Source organism: Lactobacillus panisapium (assembly GCF_019469265.1).
GTDB classification, from domain to species: domain Bacteria; phylum Bacillota; class Bacilli; order Lactobacillales; family Lactobacillaceae; genus Lactobacillus; species Lactobacillus panisapium.
Window position 1 is genome coordinate 1,757,178 of the sequence record NZ_CP048268.1, and the last position, 17,145, is coordinate 1,774,322.

At 37.2% G+C, this 17,145-nt stretch carries 14 protein-coding genes and 1 pseudogene; all 15 read right to left on the reverse strand.

All coding sequences use genetic code 11. The annotated features are described in order from the left end of the window. Positions 1-24 precede the first annotated feature (24 nt). Positions 25-1,392 (reverse strand): PTS ascorbate transporter subunit IIC, encoded by a 1,368-nt coding sequence (locus GYM71_RS08335; RefSeq protein WP_220220112.1) that lies wholly within the window; start codon positions 1,390-1,392, stop codon positions 25-27. A 6-nt stretch (positions 1,393-1,398) separates the two neighbouring features. Further along, a complete protein-coding gene (locus GYM71_RS08340) occupies positions 1,399-1,698 on the reverse strand; it encodes a PTS sugar transporter subunit IIB (protein ID WP_220220113.1) in 300 nt (99 codons plus the stop codon). Further along, the gene (locus GYM71_RS08345) at positions 1,695-3,734 is read right to left on the reverse strand and encodes a BglG family transcription antiterminator (protein WP_220220114.1); all 2,040 of its coding nucleotides are present in this window, start codon (positions 3,732-3,734) and stop codon (positions 1,695-1,697) included. Before GYM71_RS08345 ends, GYM71_RS08340 begins: the two co-directional genes overlap by 4 nt. A 1,140-nt stretch (positions 3,735-4,874) precedes the next feature. Then, positions 4,875-5,747: a fructokinase ScrK gene (gene scrK / locus GYM71_RS08350; RefSeq protein ID WP_220220115.1), complete on the reverse strand. Its 873-nt coding sequence runs from the start codon at positions 5,745-5,747 to the stop codon at positions 4,875-4,877. 131 nt (positions 5,748-5,878) lie between these two features. Further along, complete coding sequence (locus GYM71_RS08355) at positions 5,879-6,256, reverse strand: VOC family protein (protein ID WP_220220116.1); 378 nt, start codon at positions 6,254-6,256, stop codon at positions 5,879-5,881. 13 nt (positions 6,257-6,269) lie between these two features. Beyond that, entirely contained in the window at positions 6,270-7,685 is a 1,416-nt protein-coding gene (locus GYM71_RS08360) for a glycoside hydrolase family 32 protein (RefSeq protein ID WP_220220117.1), read from the reverse strand. Positions 7,686-7,699: 14 nt separating this feature from the next. Further along, the gene (locus tag GYM71_RS08365; protein ID WP_220220118.1) at positions 7,700-8,110 is read right to left on the reverse strand and encodes a PTS sugar transporter subunit IIA; all 411 of its coding nucleotides are present in this window, start codon (positions 8,108-8,110) and stop codon (positions 7,700-7,702) included. Between the two features lie 21 nt (positions 8,111-8,131). Further along, the gene (locus tag GYM71_RS08370) at positions 8,132-8,620 is read right to left on the reverse strand and encodes a PTS sugar transporter subunit IIB (RefSeq protein WP_220220119.1); all 489 of its coding nucleotides are present in this window, start codon (positions 8,618-8,620) and stop codon (positions 8,132-8,134) included. A gap of 11 nt (positions 8,621-8,631) precedes the next feature. Next, on the reverse strand, positions 8,632-9,420 hold the full coding sequence (locus GYM71_RS08375; protein ID WP_220220120.1) for a PTS system mannose/fructose/sorbose family transporter subunit IID: 789 nt from the start codon (positions 9,418-9,420) through the stop codon (positions 8,632-8,634). Then, positions 9,413-10,186 (reverse strand): PTS mannose/fructose/sorbose/N-acetylgalactosamine transporter subunit IIC, encoded by a 774-nt coding sequence (locus GYM71_RS08380; RefSeq protein ID WP_220220121.1) that lies wholly within the window; start codon positions 10,184-10,186, stop codon positions 9,413-9,415. The genes GYM71_RS08375 and GYM71_RS08380 overlap by 8 nt, the downstream gene beginning before the upstream one ends. A 139-nt stretch (positions 10,187-10,325) precedes the next feature. Next, the gene (locus GYM71_RS08385; RefSeq protein ID WP_220220122.1) at positions 10,326-13,064 is read right to left on the reverse strand and encodes a sigma 54-interacting transcriptional regulator; all 2,739 of its coding nucleotides are present in this window, start codon (positions 13,062-13,064) and stop codon (positions 10,326-10,328) included. Positions 13,065-13,904: 840 nt separating this feature from the next. Beyond that, positions 13,905-14,219 (reverse strand): annotated as a pseudogene (locus GYM71_RS10455) (type II toxin-antitoxin system YafQ family toxin). Further along, positions 14,209-14,487, reverse strand: a complete 279-nt coding sequence (locus GYM71_RS08395; RefSeq protein WP_220221206.1) for a type II toxin-antitoxin system RelB/DinJ family antitoxin — start codon at positions 14,485-14,487, stop codon at positions 14,209-14,211. The pseudogene GYM71_RS10455 and the gene GYM71_RS08395 overlap by 11 nt, the downstream one beginning before the upstream one ends. 307 nt (positions 14,488-14,794) lie before the next feature. Beyond that, entirely contained in the window at positions 14,795-15,427 is a 633-nt protein-coding gene (locus tag GYM71_RS08400) for a hypothetical protein (protein WP_220220123.1), read from the reverse strand. A gap of 330 nt (positions 15,428-15,757) precedes the next feature. After that, positions 15,758-17,032, reverse strand: coding sequence for a UDP-N-acetylglucosamine 1-carboxyvinyltransferase (locus tag GYM71_RS08405; RefSeq protein WP_220220124.1), 1,275 nt, complete (start codon positions 17,030-17,032; stop codon positions 15,758-15,760). Positions 17,033-17,145: the final 113 nt, after the last annotated feature.

Consider the following 17,145-nt stretch of genomic DNA (forward strand, 5'->3'; position numbering starts at 1 on the left):
TGCCATCATAATAGGCAAACTGAATTAATTAGCCTTTTTAGCAGACTTTTTTTGCTTGTGGTCAAAAATAATGGACACGATAAAGAAAACAACTAATGCAGCTACAAGTGCCACGATAATTAATGTTCTACCGCCAAGAAGGCCACTATAACCAACATAAGAGCCAACAATTCCGAAGTCTGCGTCCGCATAACTGGCGGTACCAAGACCTAAGTGACCTAAAACCGGAATTAAAATAATTGGTACAAAAGAAATCAGTAAACCATGAACAAAGGAACCGATGACACAACCTCGACGTCCACCCACTGAGTTGCCGATGACGCCAGCAGCGCCACCACACATGAAGTGGGCAACAACACCAGGGATAACAATTGTCATATGTAAAACGACCATTAATAATGTAGCAACGAGACCACCGACAAAGCTGGCAAAGAAACCAATGATGACGGCATTCGGTGCAAAAGTAAACAAGATTGGGATATCTAGCCCTGCTTTAGCATTAGGTACTAATTTACTGGAAATACCCTTAAAAGCCGGAATTAATTCATTCAAAATCATTCTTACGCCAGCAAGCATAATATATACACCAGCTGAAAAAGAACCAGATTCAATCAGTGCAAAAATTAGGTAGTTGATGCCGCCACTTAATTTTTCAACATAAACAGGGCCAGCAAAAATAGCAATAATCAGGTAAGCAACCGCCATGGTAACGGTGACGGCAATTGTGTTATCGCGCAGGAAAGATACCTTTTTAGAAACATGCATGTCCTCAGTTGACTTTGATGAATCACCGACAACTTTTGCTACCAAACCAGCAATTAAATAGCCGAAGTCACCCGTATGCGCAATCGCAATTTCATCACTTTTAGTGACATTTTTGACAAACGGCTGAATTAATGCCGGCATAATCGTGTCGAATAAGCCCAAGAATGTGCCGCCAACGATGATGGATGGAACTTCAGTAAAGCCGGCAACAGCTAGCAAAACGGCTAACATACATGACATGTTGATCATAACGTGGCCAGAAAGGTAAATGTATTTAAAATGGGATATTCTGGCTAAAAGGACGTTGACAATCATGGCAACTAACAGAATCATCGCCGTTGCGCTGCCATATTTCGTTAATGCTGTTGCTGTGAAAGCTTCATTATTCGGAACAACGCCTTGAACATGAAAGGCGTGCATAAACATTTTGCCGAATGGAGTTAAAGAATCGGTAATTACCCCAGATCCCCCGGTTAACACCAGAAAACCAACGAAGGTTTTCAAACCACCAGAAATTACTTCGGTTGAATCCTTTTTTTGCAGGATCAACCCCAGAACGGCTACTAGACCAACTAAAATTGATGGTGTTCTAGCAATACTTAAAAAGAAATTTAACACTTCATTCATTAGTCATCACTTTTCACTTTCTTTATCTACACTAGCCAAATATTGTTGAATCTTGGTTTTTAATTCATCTTTGTCAATAATGCTGTCAAGCTGAGTGACATGATCAGCTCCGACAACATTAGCCACAGCATCATACATGTCACGTCCGACAAAGAAATGATCCGCTACACTCGGATTGAGTCCCGATAAATCGATATGAGTAGTTTCAACATCCGGTCTGCCTAACTGTTTCAATACTTCCTGCATATTCATGTCCACCATGAAAGATGAACCAACCCCAGTACTACAACATGCTCCTAACTTCATTTTTCGCCTTTCTCAATTAATTCTTCAATTTCTCTAGCCGTTTTCGCATTCATTATCTGAGCCACTTCTTTCTTATTGCCTAGTATCTTGGCAAGTTCAGAAAGTGCCCTTAAATGCGAGGTTGCGTCACTTGCCGCCAGCACAATAATCAGCCTGATTTGATGATCAGCATCGACTAAATCAATATCGTGATCTAGCAGCAATAACGCCATCCCCAATTTATTCACTCCTTGATTAGGACGCGCGTGGGCAAGTGCTATTTCTGTCCCAATATTGATATACGGGCCATTTTCTTTCACGTTGTTAATCATTGCATCAATGTAACGACGTTCAATATTGCCTTTGGCAAGTAACGGCTGTGCGCATAACCGAATCGCATCTTCCCACGTGATTTTTTGGTTATGACTAAAACTAATCTGATCTTCTGTTAATACTTCACTTAACAATGGTCCTGTCCTTTTTGTCTTTTCCTCATGTTTTCTTTTACCGATTAAAACCTGTCTGATGCCTTTTTTAAGTTCTTCCTCGTTCAATATCTGCGTATTGTCGTAGATGGTTTCCATCAGCGCCTTATATTCTGTTTGCAAACTTTCTGCATTGGTAATTCCGTTAAGCTGAAAAAAATGATCAATATTTTCAAAGTCTTTACCAGTCAGTACGGTATTAACCTTTAGCCACGGGACCGCTACGCGGCTCAGAGCAATATTCGTAATTACAACCCTTTCGGGCAATGCATTATTTTTTAATTCTGAGGGAGCAAGTGGCATGCTAAAGTTTACGTACGGATATTGCTCCACCATTTGAGTCATTAAAAACCCGGCCGAGCCATTGCTCCCAGAACTGACTAAAAGGACTTCGGGGGCCTGTTCCTGCTTACGCGCAATTTGCGAAGCAAAGTAAACCGATACTAGCCCCACTTCATAATCATTTAAACTTGCCCCAATAAACCGCTCAAACGGGTGAATGCTCATTTTGGTGTAAATATAAATATCAGGATAATTTTCCTTAATTAGGTCAAAATCACTGTTTTGATACTGTTGCCGATATTTGACTCGGAAAAAAGTAGTGGCCAAATGAACAACAAGATCTTGATGCAGCTTGTTTTCATCTTTAAAGGAACAGTCCGCTAAGTTCTTAAAGGCCTTAATAATGGCCCAAACAATTTGGCCAATTTCATCATTAATTCCGTCTTTAGGCAGCTTTCTTTTTTGTCCACCCAATAAAACTGACGTCAGATAGTCTTGTTCAAATTCATCAAAATGATCGCCTAACAGTAGCGTTAAAAAAGATCTGGCAAATTGATACTCTGGCCCACTCTTAATCTTTTTTGCTAAGGGATAAATAGCATTGTCCTTGGCCCTTTTTTCATTAAAAATCCGCTGCAAAGTTAAGGCGTAAAAGTATTCAAAAGGATTGATAAATTCTTCAGAATAGATAATATTATTCGCACTTTCAAATGAATTCAGCCACTGACTAATCAAACTACGCAGTTCTGTAATTTCACTGGTGTCATATAGCTTAGCAAGGTCATGGTGAGCATATAGCCAAGCAAAAAGAAACTGGCGAATTTTTACCTCTGATCCACTTAAAAAATGGCCATCATAATTGGAAATAATCGTAATGTCATACGATCTCATTCTATGTTTGAGATTTTCGATATCTTTTAAAACTGTTTGCTTGCTTACTTCACACCTTTCACAAACTTTCTGCACGCTAAATTGGCCCTTAAGATAAAGTCCAATAAATTCTAAATACTGCCGCTCCTTTGCACTATATTGATTATGATTTAGGCCTGCTTGACATTGTTGAATTTGCCTTTTACTGTCTTCGCTTAAGTAATAACCTTGGCCATAAACATTACGCGTGCCCTCAATATTGACCGCTTTAAGCTTTTGGTTTATTTGACTTAAATTCTTGTAAACACTCCTTTCCGAAATAGCAACTTTTTCAGACATATCGCTGATTGTCATGAAATATTTAACTCTTACAAGGAGATCAATAATCTTTAGCTGACTCTGGTTAAATTTCATTTTCATCAATGTTGCCTCCTTGTTGTTTTTATTATGGATAAATCGCTTCCACGAAAAAAGTTAACTAAGTTCAGTACAAAAACTGAACTACAAAAAAGCATGAAGTACGAAACTTCATGCTTTTTAATTATCCTATTAATCTATTTGTATAATCAAATTGGCTTATTTTGATATTGATAAACAAAACTTTTTCATTATAATAATAGTATATTTAGAAAAAAGCTATTATTTATTAAATAGGGAGAATAAAAATGGAAAAGTGTACTTTGCAATGTTTAAAGAAATGTTTTTCAAGTATAATAGCGTTATTATCTGTATGTTTATTCTTGTTTTTGTCATGTCTTAATCCATCTGATGAAGTAATTAAAAATTTACTAGATTTTGTCAGAATCATTATTTTTATAAACCTTATGTTATGGATTCAAAAATTAGTTTTCATAGGTATCAAAAAAAATCGCTTTAAGTATACGATGATTTGGGACTTTGGCATAAGTATAATTCTAGTTTCGATAAATATTTATGTAATTTCATCTATGTTCTTAGATAAGCCCCAAGCTTCAATTTTCGATAATTTAATAATATATATGTCAGTTTTATTCCTTGTATGGATTTGGTTTTTCCATTCATGCTATAAAGAATGCAAGGTGGCCATTAGCAAAGATAATAAAGGACATATACTATTTTTTACAAAGCTGATTAGAACAATCCTGGTCGCAATCGCATCTTTTTTACTTATTCAAACAAATATTATTACTAACTTAAGTTTTAATAGCTACGAAGAAATGTCATTGATATCTTTGTTACACTGTCCAAGCTTTCAAAAAGATTTTTTTTATGCTATCGCCTATGTTTTTAATTGTATTGCGGCCTCATTTTATCCAATGATAGATATGTTGGTGTACACTATTCAAGTAACCCATAGTACGCAGAAGATTATGAGATATTAGATTGATAGGCCTTTGCTCGTCATAATTGCTAAACCAATTAAAAATTAATCAAAAATAACCACTTTAGCTAAAGCCAGCTAGTGGTTATTTTTTTAGCAATCTTAGATTTGTCACGGAAGTTCGGCTTCAGTAAGTCTTTACTTTTTCCAAGCAAAAAAGGCTCAAGTAAGAAACTCAAGCCTTTAAATGTTCCTCTAAATTATTCTCTCAATAGCCGCTTAGCTAAGGCAAAATCACCAACTGTTGCCGAACCATTATTATCAATTGCAGGTAAAACAATGTATTCTTCAAGTTTAGGAACATGAACGTAGTTATTCAACAACTTAGCAAAATCACGCCGAACCTTTTGCAAGAATGCTTCACTGGTTACCCCGCCGCCAAAAACAATTTTGTCAGGGCGCAAAATCAGTGTTACTTGAAGAGCAGCTTGCGCAACGTAATAGCTCATAATATCCCAAACAGGGTCAGATAACGGGACATCCTTTCCTGGCTTGTTCAGACGCGCTTCAAATGTGGGACCTGATACTAAACCTTCTAAGCAATCTTGGTGAAACGGGCAAACGCCAGCAAAAGCAAGATCATCTGGATGACGCTTTAATTTAACGTGACCCATTTCTGGATGGCCTAAAGAACCGACTAGTTTGCCATTAATAATGGCACCCCCACCAACACCCGTTCCGATAGTATAGTAGACCAGTGAATCAATGTCGTCGTTTGACAACAATGACATCACGTATTCACCGTAAGCAGAACCATTAACATCAGTTGTGAAATACATTGGTACTTTAAGGGATTTTTGCAAGAAACCGACAAAGTCAGTATTACTCCATCCAGCTTTTGGTGTATCAGTAATAAAGCCATAATTGGGCGCGGTCTTGCGGACTTCAATCGGACCAAATGATGCAATCCCGATCGCATCTACCGGAAATTTTTTAAAGTAATCAACCGTCTTCTGCAATGTTTCGGAAGGCGTTGTGGTCAAAAAGGTAGTTTCATCTTTAATCTGATAATTTTCATTGCCGATGGCACACACGAATTTAGTACCGCCAGCTTCAATTGATCCTAATAACATTTAGTTTTCCTTTCAATTTTAATTGAATATCTTTACTTAATTAAGTGTACAGCGAAAAGCATAATAACTCGATAGCTTTTACTAAATGTCCACTAAAAATTAATATTAATTGCTATTATTAAGCGCTATTATTACAATCGCTGACAGACTTCAAAGATTTCTTTATTTGGACCATAAAAATTAAAATATTTAATACCATTTTCCCAATACGGCAAGCTTTGGATGCCGTTCTCAACAAATTCAACATCTAACTTTTGCACTTGCGCAAATGCTGCAGCAATATCGTCCGTATCTAAAGCAATATGATTAATCGCCCCAACTTTTCCCGGAGCTTCTGCTGGCGATTCCCAGCTTTCAATCATTAATGAACCTAATTGATAAAAACCGACTTGGCTACCATTATTATCTTCGGTATTCACTAACTTAAATCCTAATGACTGATAAAAATTCTTGCTTTGTTCAAACTTTTTCGTTGGAACACCAATATGCTGTAAACCATTAAAAATCATTTTTTACCTCAATTTATTTTCTCGTATTTGCTTCTTGCCAATCTTGATAATATTTTATTTTTGAAACTAAAATCTGACCTTCTGTGACAAAAAAGCTTAACTCTCGACCAAGCTTATTATACATCCGAGCACTCAACGCCACATTATTAATATATAAAATAATAATACTGTCATCTACAATCAGCTTCAGGTCATATGTCTTACCTTTAATTAGGGGAAGTGGTCTCTCTAAGCCAGTAGCAAAATATGAGGGCCAAGGATAGTTAGGCGTACAAGTAAATTTAAGTATATTTTCTAGTCCATATGCCTGGTATTGGTAGCCTGCTCTAGTTTCTTCATTAACATATGCTTTGACGCCAAAAGACTTAGTATCTTGTAAAATCGTAATTTGGGCTTCAAGTAAAAATTGGTCAGGAAGATTTTTAATTATGGTTTCTTCCTTTTTCCCATCATTACAACTAAGCCTGATTTGAGGCAGTGGTCGACTTTCAGCAAAATTAGCAGTAATTGTTTCTGGAAGATCTACTCCTAAAGTCTTATCAGGCCGTTGAATAATCTGGTGAGGCACAAATGCACCACCCCAATCCCAATTACCTAAGTCCTGCTCATTTTCTTTAGTTGCTACCCAGCCGGTTAAAAAGCGCCCAACTTGATTGTTACCGACCGTTCTTGCGGCATAATAGGCTTTGCCATCAAAAAATTCATCACTAAGGGAATGCCATTGATTGAATAACCCATCACTAACGCGATATTTGGTCCGTTTATCTTCAGAATATTCAGAAAAAATTAGGTACCAGGTATGATTAAGTTCAAATAAGTCTGGCATTTCAATCATGTTAAACTCATTCGGTACCCAAAAGTCACCCTTAAAATGCCAATTATGTAAATCTTCTGATTCAAAATAAACCAGGCGCCCTGTTGGCTTCTTTTTATCTCCCGGCAGTCGTGCACCTAACACAAGAACATAACACTGGCGCTGCTTTGAATAAACAATAACTGGATCACGCCAATCATTATGATCATAGCCTTTTTGCGGAGCCAAGCTAGTTTGCTTGCCTTCTTTTTGCCAATGAAGTAAATCTTGACTAGTTGCTGACATCAGAATTTCAGAAGTCTTTTTAGCTAATTTTGCCTGCCGATTATGTCCGGTATAAAATGCAATTTGTTCATTTTTGCCTTGGGTTACACTTCCAGCATAGATAAACTGATCGGCAGCATCATGTTTACCTTTAGGTAAAACCTCACCATGATCCTGATAACTAACAAAATCTTTTGTCGTAACCAATGACCAGCCAAATGGATCAGTCAACGGCTTAGGATTGCGAGTATCACGCTGGTGAAAAAGGTAAAAGGTCTGGTCTTTTTCATTAAAAAATGGCATGCAATCGCCAAACCAATATCCTTCTGGTTGATAAAATATTTTTTGCATATTAAATTCTTTCTTTATTCATCTTCTGCATTTTTTCTGTCTTGTGCTTTAAACATGGTCAGAGGAGTTAATTGTTGCAGCTTTTCAACCACTTGATCTAGTGACTGGTTCTGCATCCGCAAGTTTAACGCTTCAATTAAAACCGGTAAGCTAACGCCACCGAACAAGAAAAAGTCACTGCTGTATTTATTGCTTCTTTTTGCAAACTCATTAAACGGGGTTCCGCCAGCCAAATCGCATAAAACAAGTACCGACTGGTTAGCTGTTGTCGCTAATAACTGATCTACCTTATTACCAAAACTAACGACTCCCTGATCTTTAAGACCAAGTGCTTCAATTTGGTTTAAGTGGCCAAAAAGCGATTGTAAGACATTTAAAAATTCTTCTGCTAATTGACCATGTGTTGCAATAATAATATTGAACATAAAATCATAATCCTTCTACTATTAAAGGTAATCTTTTAAATAAACTGTTGGACTCTGTGGTGTCGGAATAACCGTTACTTCCACACCACGGTCCAATAATTGCTTAAAGGCAGTTATTTCTTCTTGAGTAACATTAATTGATGGCCTAATGCGGGTTGTTCCGGGGCGAGCCGCCAAGTTGCCTACATTTACTTTTGTGATAGGCAAGCCGTTATCAAGCAAGTAATTCACATCAACTGGTGAAACACAAATCAGCAATACGCGTTGCCCTTCATAACGACCACTTTTAATATTCGACACCGCTTTTTCTCTACCCAAAATTGAGGTGCTAACGTTAGCCGGAGCAGCCAGACGAACAACACTTTTCCGCATATCGTCATTCATAATTGCATCATTAATTACCATTATTCTTGTTGCGTTAAGCCGACCACTCCACTGCGTAGCCACCTGCCCGTGAATCATTCGATCATCAATTCTTACGTGAATAATTCCTGCCATCTTCTCTGTCATTACTTTTTCTCCTATGCCAAAATATGTAGTGCATTTAATGCGATTGATACTACTAATACAATTAAAATCACATAAACTGGTTTAACCTTTTTTCCTAATAAATAGTAAATTACACCAACAACTGCTGCTGGCAACAATCCAGGCATTATTTGATCCAAAATACTGTTACCAGTCATCGTTAACTTACCCTGTTTAAACGTAAAGGCTAAATTGACCTTAACCATTGTTGCAGCCAATGCTCCAACTACCATTAAGCCAAGTACAGATGCGGCATTGGTTAATGCTTTTAACGTTGTATTAATTGAAGAAAGCATTTTGGTTCCTGAGCGATAACCAGCAGTGAATAGCGGATAGGCAGTTAGCCGAATTAAAATAGACGCAATTATCCACAAAATGCAGCCAAATGGATTACCGTGCAAGGCCATGTTAGCTGCAATTGCACCAAAGATTGTCCATGGAATCGTAACAAATAAGCTATCACCAATTCCGGCAAGCGGTCCCATTAACCCAGTTTTTAAGGCACTAACTGCCTCAAGTGAAGCCGTTTTACCATTTTCTTCCATTCCAACATCAACGCCCATAATAAATGGTGCCGTGTACGGAGTAGTATTAAAAAACTGTAGTTGTGTGGTAATGGCTGTCTTTTTACCAGCTGGGTCATCACGATAATTTTCTTCGATGAAAGGCAACATGGCATAGGTATAACCCAAACCTTCATATTTCTCATAATTTAGCGAAGTTGCACCAAACACAATCCACCGATTCATCACTTTGCGATATATCTTTTTCATTTTACTCATCTTCGTTTGCCCCTCCGTTCACAGCATTTGTTGTTCCTTCACTAGTTTTAGTCTGGTTTTGATATAACAGTAGGGCAATTGCAAAACCAATCAATGAAATTCCAATAATTGGCATCTTGAGGTAAATTGCCAGTACAAATCCAAAGATAATGTATGAAAAATAATCTCTAGTCGGCAGGTACTGTAATAACATGCCAATTCCGACTGCTGGTAAAATTCCGGCCGCGGTTTTAAGACCGCCTGATAACCAAGCAGGAATATAATTTATAAAACTGCCCACAATCTTTGGTCCCAAGATAACAGTTAATAAAACCGGAATTCCTGAAACAAAACTTGTAAATAACGTAGCCAAATATTGCATCCAATTAATCATTTGATAATTTTCTTGCTCCGCAAATTTTTCTGCCCGCTGTTGACAGAAAATATTGGCAGACCATTTTAAAACATCAACTTGAACAATTAATAGTGCAATAGGAATCGCTAGTGCAATCCCAATTGCAGCTTTTTGATGCGTTGCAATCGTTAGATATGTTCCAATTAATGCGGCTGTTTGGTAATCAGGTACCGAAGCTCCCCCAAAACTGGTAATTCCTAGCGTCATCAGTTGCAATGTACCACCTATATAGAGCCCGGTCTCAGCATCCCCCATAATTAGGCCAGTGATAAAACCAGCAACAACTGGTTGCGAAATGCCTAATTTTGGTCCTTCTTTATCGAAGTTAATAATAAAGCCGTAGATTACGACTAAAATGTTACGTAATAGCATCTTCTTCTCCTTCTTTTGTAATGGTCCAAATATCTTTTACTTGGACTAATTTGCCCTCTACCGTTTTATTAGCAAATACCATGCCAAGATTGGGAAGAAAAAAGCATGCTAATCAGCAAATACTAACTAACATGCTATTTTATTGGTGGTTAAAAATTATTTGGTCAATATAAATTAACTCAGACACCGGAATTTTCACATTATAATTGTCAATAATCACACTAAAAGCAGCTTTGATAATTTTAAGATCTGTTGCATATTTGTGTGCATACGTCTTGGCATATTCGGGATCAAGGTCATTTTTCTCCTTTCTGATTAGTCGTTCAATTAAGTAGCTAATGTGCACGTATAAGGTGAATTTTTTCTGATTAGATAAAGATATTGAAAAGCGCCGCTCAAGTTCCTGTAAAAAAATAGTAATGTTTTCAATCACTTTAGGTGCATCAAGGATAGTCACCATATTAATCGTACGTTCAAGAGAAAAATTCTTAACCAAATTATTCATAATGAGTTTAATCTCTGGCACCGTGAAAGACTTAGTCAGCCATTTTTGCAGCTTAGCAGTCCCCTTATCAGACAATATTTTTTCAAGGTGAATAAAATCTAGCCCCGGAATTTCTGGGTTTTCCGTACCGACAATGCCGATAACATCATACATTTTATTAACCACTTTTATCTTATGTGGATCCTTTAAAGCTTGGTAATCATACGGAATAATCTTGATTTTACTACTGCTTGGCATACAACGCTCTAATAGCCGCGCCACATGAGTCGCCGTACCAATTCCTGAATAGCAAGTAGTCAGAATTACTTGTTGACGCCGCTTAGCTGGATAGGTTAGCTTAATTTCTATCTTGCTTTTTTGTTGTGCTAACTGGCCAATTTCGCGAAAACTGCGTTTTTGTAAAATGCTTTCGCCAACTGTTAAAGCTAGTGATGTCGAAACGTTATTGATCAACAACAGCGGTGCATCAAGCTGGCGGGGAAATAGTTTTTCAATTTCTTGTAATGAACCCATGTCAACTAAGATAATTAGGCCATGACTGACATCATTATTTTCACTGTAATCAATTATTTTATTAGCAATCTGTTGTGTACTAACATTAATTGGCATATCAAAAGCATCAAGAGTATGGGCATTTAAAAGTCGGTTGACCACATTGGCGATACTGCCAGCCGTCGCGTAACCATGAGCCAATACGATTGCCTTTATTAGCCCAGTTTTAGTAATAATTTCGAGCTTATTGAGATAAATTGATAAGAAAATATAGTCAACTTCGTTTAATTCAATTTCTAAATTATTTTTGATTAATAGCAGCAGTTTGCCGACATAAGCATAAACTTCAGGATAGCGCTGGCGCACTTCCTGATATAAACTGTGCAACGCATTTTTTTGCCTAACCTCATCGATATTCCACTGAATTTTTTGGCGCTCAAAGAGATAATAACTAATTGCATAAATGGCATTGCCACTTACCTGCAATTGATAAGCATTTTGTAACTGCTCAAAAAGATGCTTAAGGCGTTCAATTACATAGGACAATAAGGGAAGCTGCTTACTGGCATTTTTTTCAAATAATAAAGTATCGAATAGTTGGTAGACAATTTGCTTCAGCTTGGATTCACAGTTTGGCAAATGATTATTACTTTGTTCATAGGTCGTTAACAAGCGCTCTAGACTATGAAGAAAAATTTTCTTTTCAGGAAAACTGCGGGCAATCAGATCGGCTGGTTCAGTTTCATCAGTAATCTGCAGTGGTTTTTTAGCAGACAGATATGATTCTGTTTTACTTCTCATTAAAACGTCAACCGGTAAATTATAAGCTGTCAGTGTCAGTTTATTCGCCTTTTTGGCATCGGCATTAGCACGGGCAATTGTTAATTTGACGGCATTTTTCAAGTCGCCAATATTTCCGACAGGAAGATAATTGGCCAGCATTTCAAGCACCTGATCACTAACAATAATTGGTTTTGCAATCTCACGCTGCTCATTACAAAGTAAGGTATAAATTAAATTCAGTCTTTCTTCCCGACTTCGCTGACTTAGTGGCGGCAAACTAATCTTAACCGGTATTCGACGCATAAAAGTAGTTAAAAAGTTATTTTCTACTTCCTCAGTAGTCGCAAAGCACAAACGGACACTTACCCTTTTACCGTGACTTGTTTCACCGACTGGATAAACTAGTCCTTGATCAAGATAAGTAAACAATTTCTCCTGCCCTTTTGGTCCCAGACGATGAACTTCATCTAAAAATAAAATGCCACCGTTTGCTTCAACAAACGCCCCGTCATGATCTTGATCTGCACCTGTGAATGCACCCTTCTTATACCCAAATAAGTTGCTAGTAAGCAATTCCGGATTATCAGCATATTGAGCACAATTAACCGTAACAAATGGTGCAGTTGTCTTAATTAATTTATTCGTCCGACAAAACCGATTGATTAACCCAACTAAATAACTTTTACCAGTGCCGCTTTCACCTGTAATAAGCAATGGTAGTCCGTTATTAGGATATAAAACAGCAGCCCGAACACGTTCGACACTTTCTTTTAGACTAGGATTTATTTGCGCAAAACTTTTTAAAATATCTTGGTTGTTATTTTCTTGTTCTAACTGAGCAACTGTTGCATAAGTATCTTTTTTTAACGCATAATTGCTTTTTTCAAACTGGGCTCTGTGAATAAAACGCACTGGGCGTGTTTGAACCTTTACTAATTTATGCTCATTTGTTAATTGGTTTAAATAAAGGCTGACAGTATTGCGCTTTGCATTAAGTGCTTGAGCAATACCGCCAGCCGTAAATCGCTTGTCAAGATGATCTAAATCAAGCGTCTTAGTTTGCTTTTTAAGATAAGCCAGTACATCATTTTTTAGCATAATCTCCTCAACTTCTCTGCCCTTTCATTTTCAAGATAAATCGCTTTCAAAGGACATTTTACCGCAATTCTTTCTACAAATAGTGCGTGTTCTACTGTGAAAGAAAGCGATAAACAAAACTTAGATGATAAAAGCCACAGATATTAAGTAAGAACACGTTTGCTCAATTTAAATAAAAATTTCAGCTTTTTTTACTGTGAAAAATGACATACTAGTGTGAACTAAAAAAAGCCTCGAAAATGGTTTTCAAGACTTAGATTAATTAACTATTTTTAGCTTTTCTATTAGTTCTTTCTCGGAATAGTTTAGTAAATAGATATAGCAGAACATCAGTAATAACTGCGGCCAATGGAAACAAACTAATGTTTCCAATTAAACGACTGTAGTACATGGATAAGCGTGGCGTCAACGGAAAGAGAATTGCTCTGGCAGGAAGAAACCACGGAATAGCCATTAAAATTATAAAAAGAACCTGAATCTTTTTTGATAAGGCCGCAAAATTTAGGGGAAAGTGATCGCTATTTTTATATTTGAGCACATAATACAATATTCCGATTATCCCATATGTCATTGTTAAGTTGCTGATAATGTCCATTAAGTCACGATTCACAATGATAATTCCTTTCTTTCATCTCTGACTTAAAAATAAGCTCAGCTAATAATTAATTTCATTCTAGAAGTTATGCCCTATTTTTGCAAGCGCTTTAAAAAATAATTATATTTATTACTAAGTAGCTTTTCGCCTTTTTACCTGATTATTGGGATCGCAAATAATAAAAAACGAATAAAAGAACGCATCTCTTATTCGTTGTTGATTTTATGATTACTAATTGCAAAGTATTACTCAAGTCGTGACTTAATTATCCAAATCGTCATTAGGTCAGCTACCAATACCAAAACTAATTCATCATGTTCTAAGTGATAAATAACAATCCAGTTATCATAAGCTTTACCATAATTTCCACATCTTGCTGGGTGGAATTCACGCTAGCCGCTCCATTTTCCTTTTAAAGCATGATCCTTAATCTGCATTAAAATTCTGTTATCTTGCTCAATCACCGCTTCTAAGCATAGCTTTAATAACGAGATCGGGTAATGCTTCTTAGCTAACTTTTTTAGTTGACGTTCAAATGACGTTGTTTGTTTAATTTTCATCTAACTGATCAACCAAGTCATCAAAATCAGCTAATGAACCAATCGTTTTTACTTGCCCAGTTTCGGCTTCTTTTTTGGCAGCTAATGCCTCTGGCGAATCCAAAAAACTAATCAAACGAACTTCGTTATTTGCCGCTTTAACCAAAGATAATCGCATATATTCAGAAATAGTTAAGCCTTGCTTGGCTAAATTACGTTTAGCTCGCTCACTAATATCAGATGTGACCCGTGTTGACACAGTTTTATTTTTGATAATGCTTGTGCTCATCATATTTTCCTCTTATTGTTTACCATGGTATTACACTATTATATAATGCTTTTTAGCTTTCTACAACTAAACAAATTTTAGCTCATAGATTAGAAGATGCATTGATGTGTATTATAAAAAAGATATGGAGACTAAAGATGTCAATACTACTCACATATTCAGTAACTGTGCCTACCTTTAAGGCTCTAGTAACAGTTGATGCAGACGAATTTTGCTGGAACCATCCTAAAACTGTTTGCAAAAAATGATACAGCTCCAAAGTATTTGGTAGGCCTAGAACAAAAGTACTACGCTTTAAATTAGGAGTTTAATTATCCAAATCGTCATTAGGCCAGCTACCAATCAAAAGATCCGGTGTTTCAGCCATTGTACCATATTTAATAAATTCCTTTAGCTGCTTGATTGAGGTTAACGCAATCTGCTTGTTTTTCCCTGTTAATCCAGTGGCAATTTGCTCAACCTGCTTAAGCAGTTCAGCTGTCGGCCGTTGGTCGCCTCTAGCATCCATTACCCGTAATTCTGCTTTAATTAGTGGCTGAAGTTCTTTTATTTTTGAGTTGTGATTTAAGATACCATTAATGTATATCGTATTGCCCTTGTACTTGCCATTCTTCGACACTAAGTCAACAGATACACTATTATGAATCTTATTAACACGTTTAACCTTAAAAAGTATCTGATTTTTAACAATCTTTTTAAGCGTTTTTTGCCGATAAGGTTTTCCTGATTGATGATAGAGCGCCCCTTTTACAGCATTCGGCAATTCAAAGACATAGCCAGCTTTTGCTAACTTTGCAGTCCATTTTTTCGCTGTTGAATATGGTGCCTTGACCGTAGTTGCTGCAGCTACATCGCTTGCTGGTAAAATTGTTGAATTAGCAATCCCACAAAGTGCTGTAAGCACAGCAAGTTTAGTTACTTTTTTTATTCCTATCTTCATTTTTTATTTCTCCAATTATTACCAAAAATACTTTTCCCTAAGCAAAATTTATTTTTTCTTAGTTCGATGAGCACCAAGACTGTTCAGAATACGTCAATAAAGTTAATATTGATTATGAATATAATACTACAAATATATTAAAAAGCCAGTTGCTTAATTTAAGCAAGCACTAAGAGACAGACTAAATAGTTTTCAATTAAAGGACTGGGTTGAAGATCTTTTTGATTAGCTCGGGCAAAGAAAAAGCACCAAGCTATCTTAATAGCTTGATGCCTAAATTATCTGTTCTATCTGCTTTCCCATTTGGAAGATTTGACAGAGCGCATTTTTTTATTTATCTGGTACATCTTGAATTGTCACATCAGCGCCGAGCAAACGCAGTTTTTCCTGAACCCGGTCATAACCACGCAAGATATTGCCAGCATTATTAATAATAGTTTCACCGTGGGCCATTAGGCCGGCAATCATTAAACAAGCACCGGCCCGAATCTCACCAGCGGAAACTGTTGCACCATGCAATTTAGAAGTTGGGTGCACTAGGATGATATCATCTTCAACTTTGATGTCAGCTCCCATTTTCCGCAACTGCTCAATATGGCCAACCCGCTTAGGGTAAATACGATCAATTATTACCCCTTCGCCAGTCTTAGCGGTAAGTAAAAGTGGCGTGACCGGTTGCTGCAGATCGGTTGCAAAACCAGGATAAGCACCTGTTTTGATCTGTGTCATTTTTAAATCACCGGCAGGATAAACATACAGGGAATCCTCATCAGCATCAATCACAACACCCATTTCCTCTACTTTTGCTAAATAAGAATCTAGGTGTTCCTCAATAATGTTGTGAATACAAATGCCATTACCAATGCAGCCAGCAAGTGAAATATAAGTTCCAGCCTCAATTCGATCCGGAATAATTGTATGTGGGGCTCTGGCCTCCAGCTTTTCTACGCCCTCAATTCTGATTGAGTCGGTCCCAGCACCACGAATCGTTGCTCCCATGTTGTTAAGAAAAGTCGCAAGATCAATTATTTCCGGCTCTTTAGCAGCATTTTCAATGACTGTTTGCCCTTGTGCCGTAACTGAAGCCATAATAATGTTCATCGTCGCACCAACGGACGGCATCTCTAAGTGGATAGTCGCTCCCTTTAGACCGGTCGCGGGAGCCGTAATTGTTATTTGATCATTTTCATTTGTGACACATGCGCCTAAGGCTTCAAAGCCTTTAATGTGTTGGTCAATGGGGCGGGGTCCAATATCATCCCCACCAGGGAAGCCCACAACAGCCTTACCAAACCGGCCAAGAAGAGCACCCATAAAATAATATGAAGCACGCAAGCTCTTGATTTTACCGCTTGGCAATGGGCTCATCTTAATGTTCTCGGGATCAATATGCAAAGTGGTTTTCTGAAAATCACTTTTAACATCCATTTCATTTAACAAGTCCATTAAGTTGTCGACATCAGCAATCCTCGGAACGCCTTCCAAAGTTACCGGTGTACGCGACAAAATTGATGCCGGAATCAGTGCTACAGTGGAATTCTTTGCACCACCAATCCAGACATCACCCTGTAGGGGCTTTCCACCATGAATTATCATTTGCTTCATTGGCGAAAAAATCCTTTTCTATTTCGATTAGTCATAATAATGTTAAAGGAATTTAACAGAAAAAACAAGAGAAGACTTCTGTCCTCCCTGCTTAAAAATTAAGATTTTTGTAT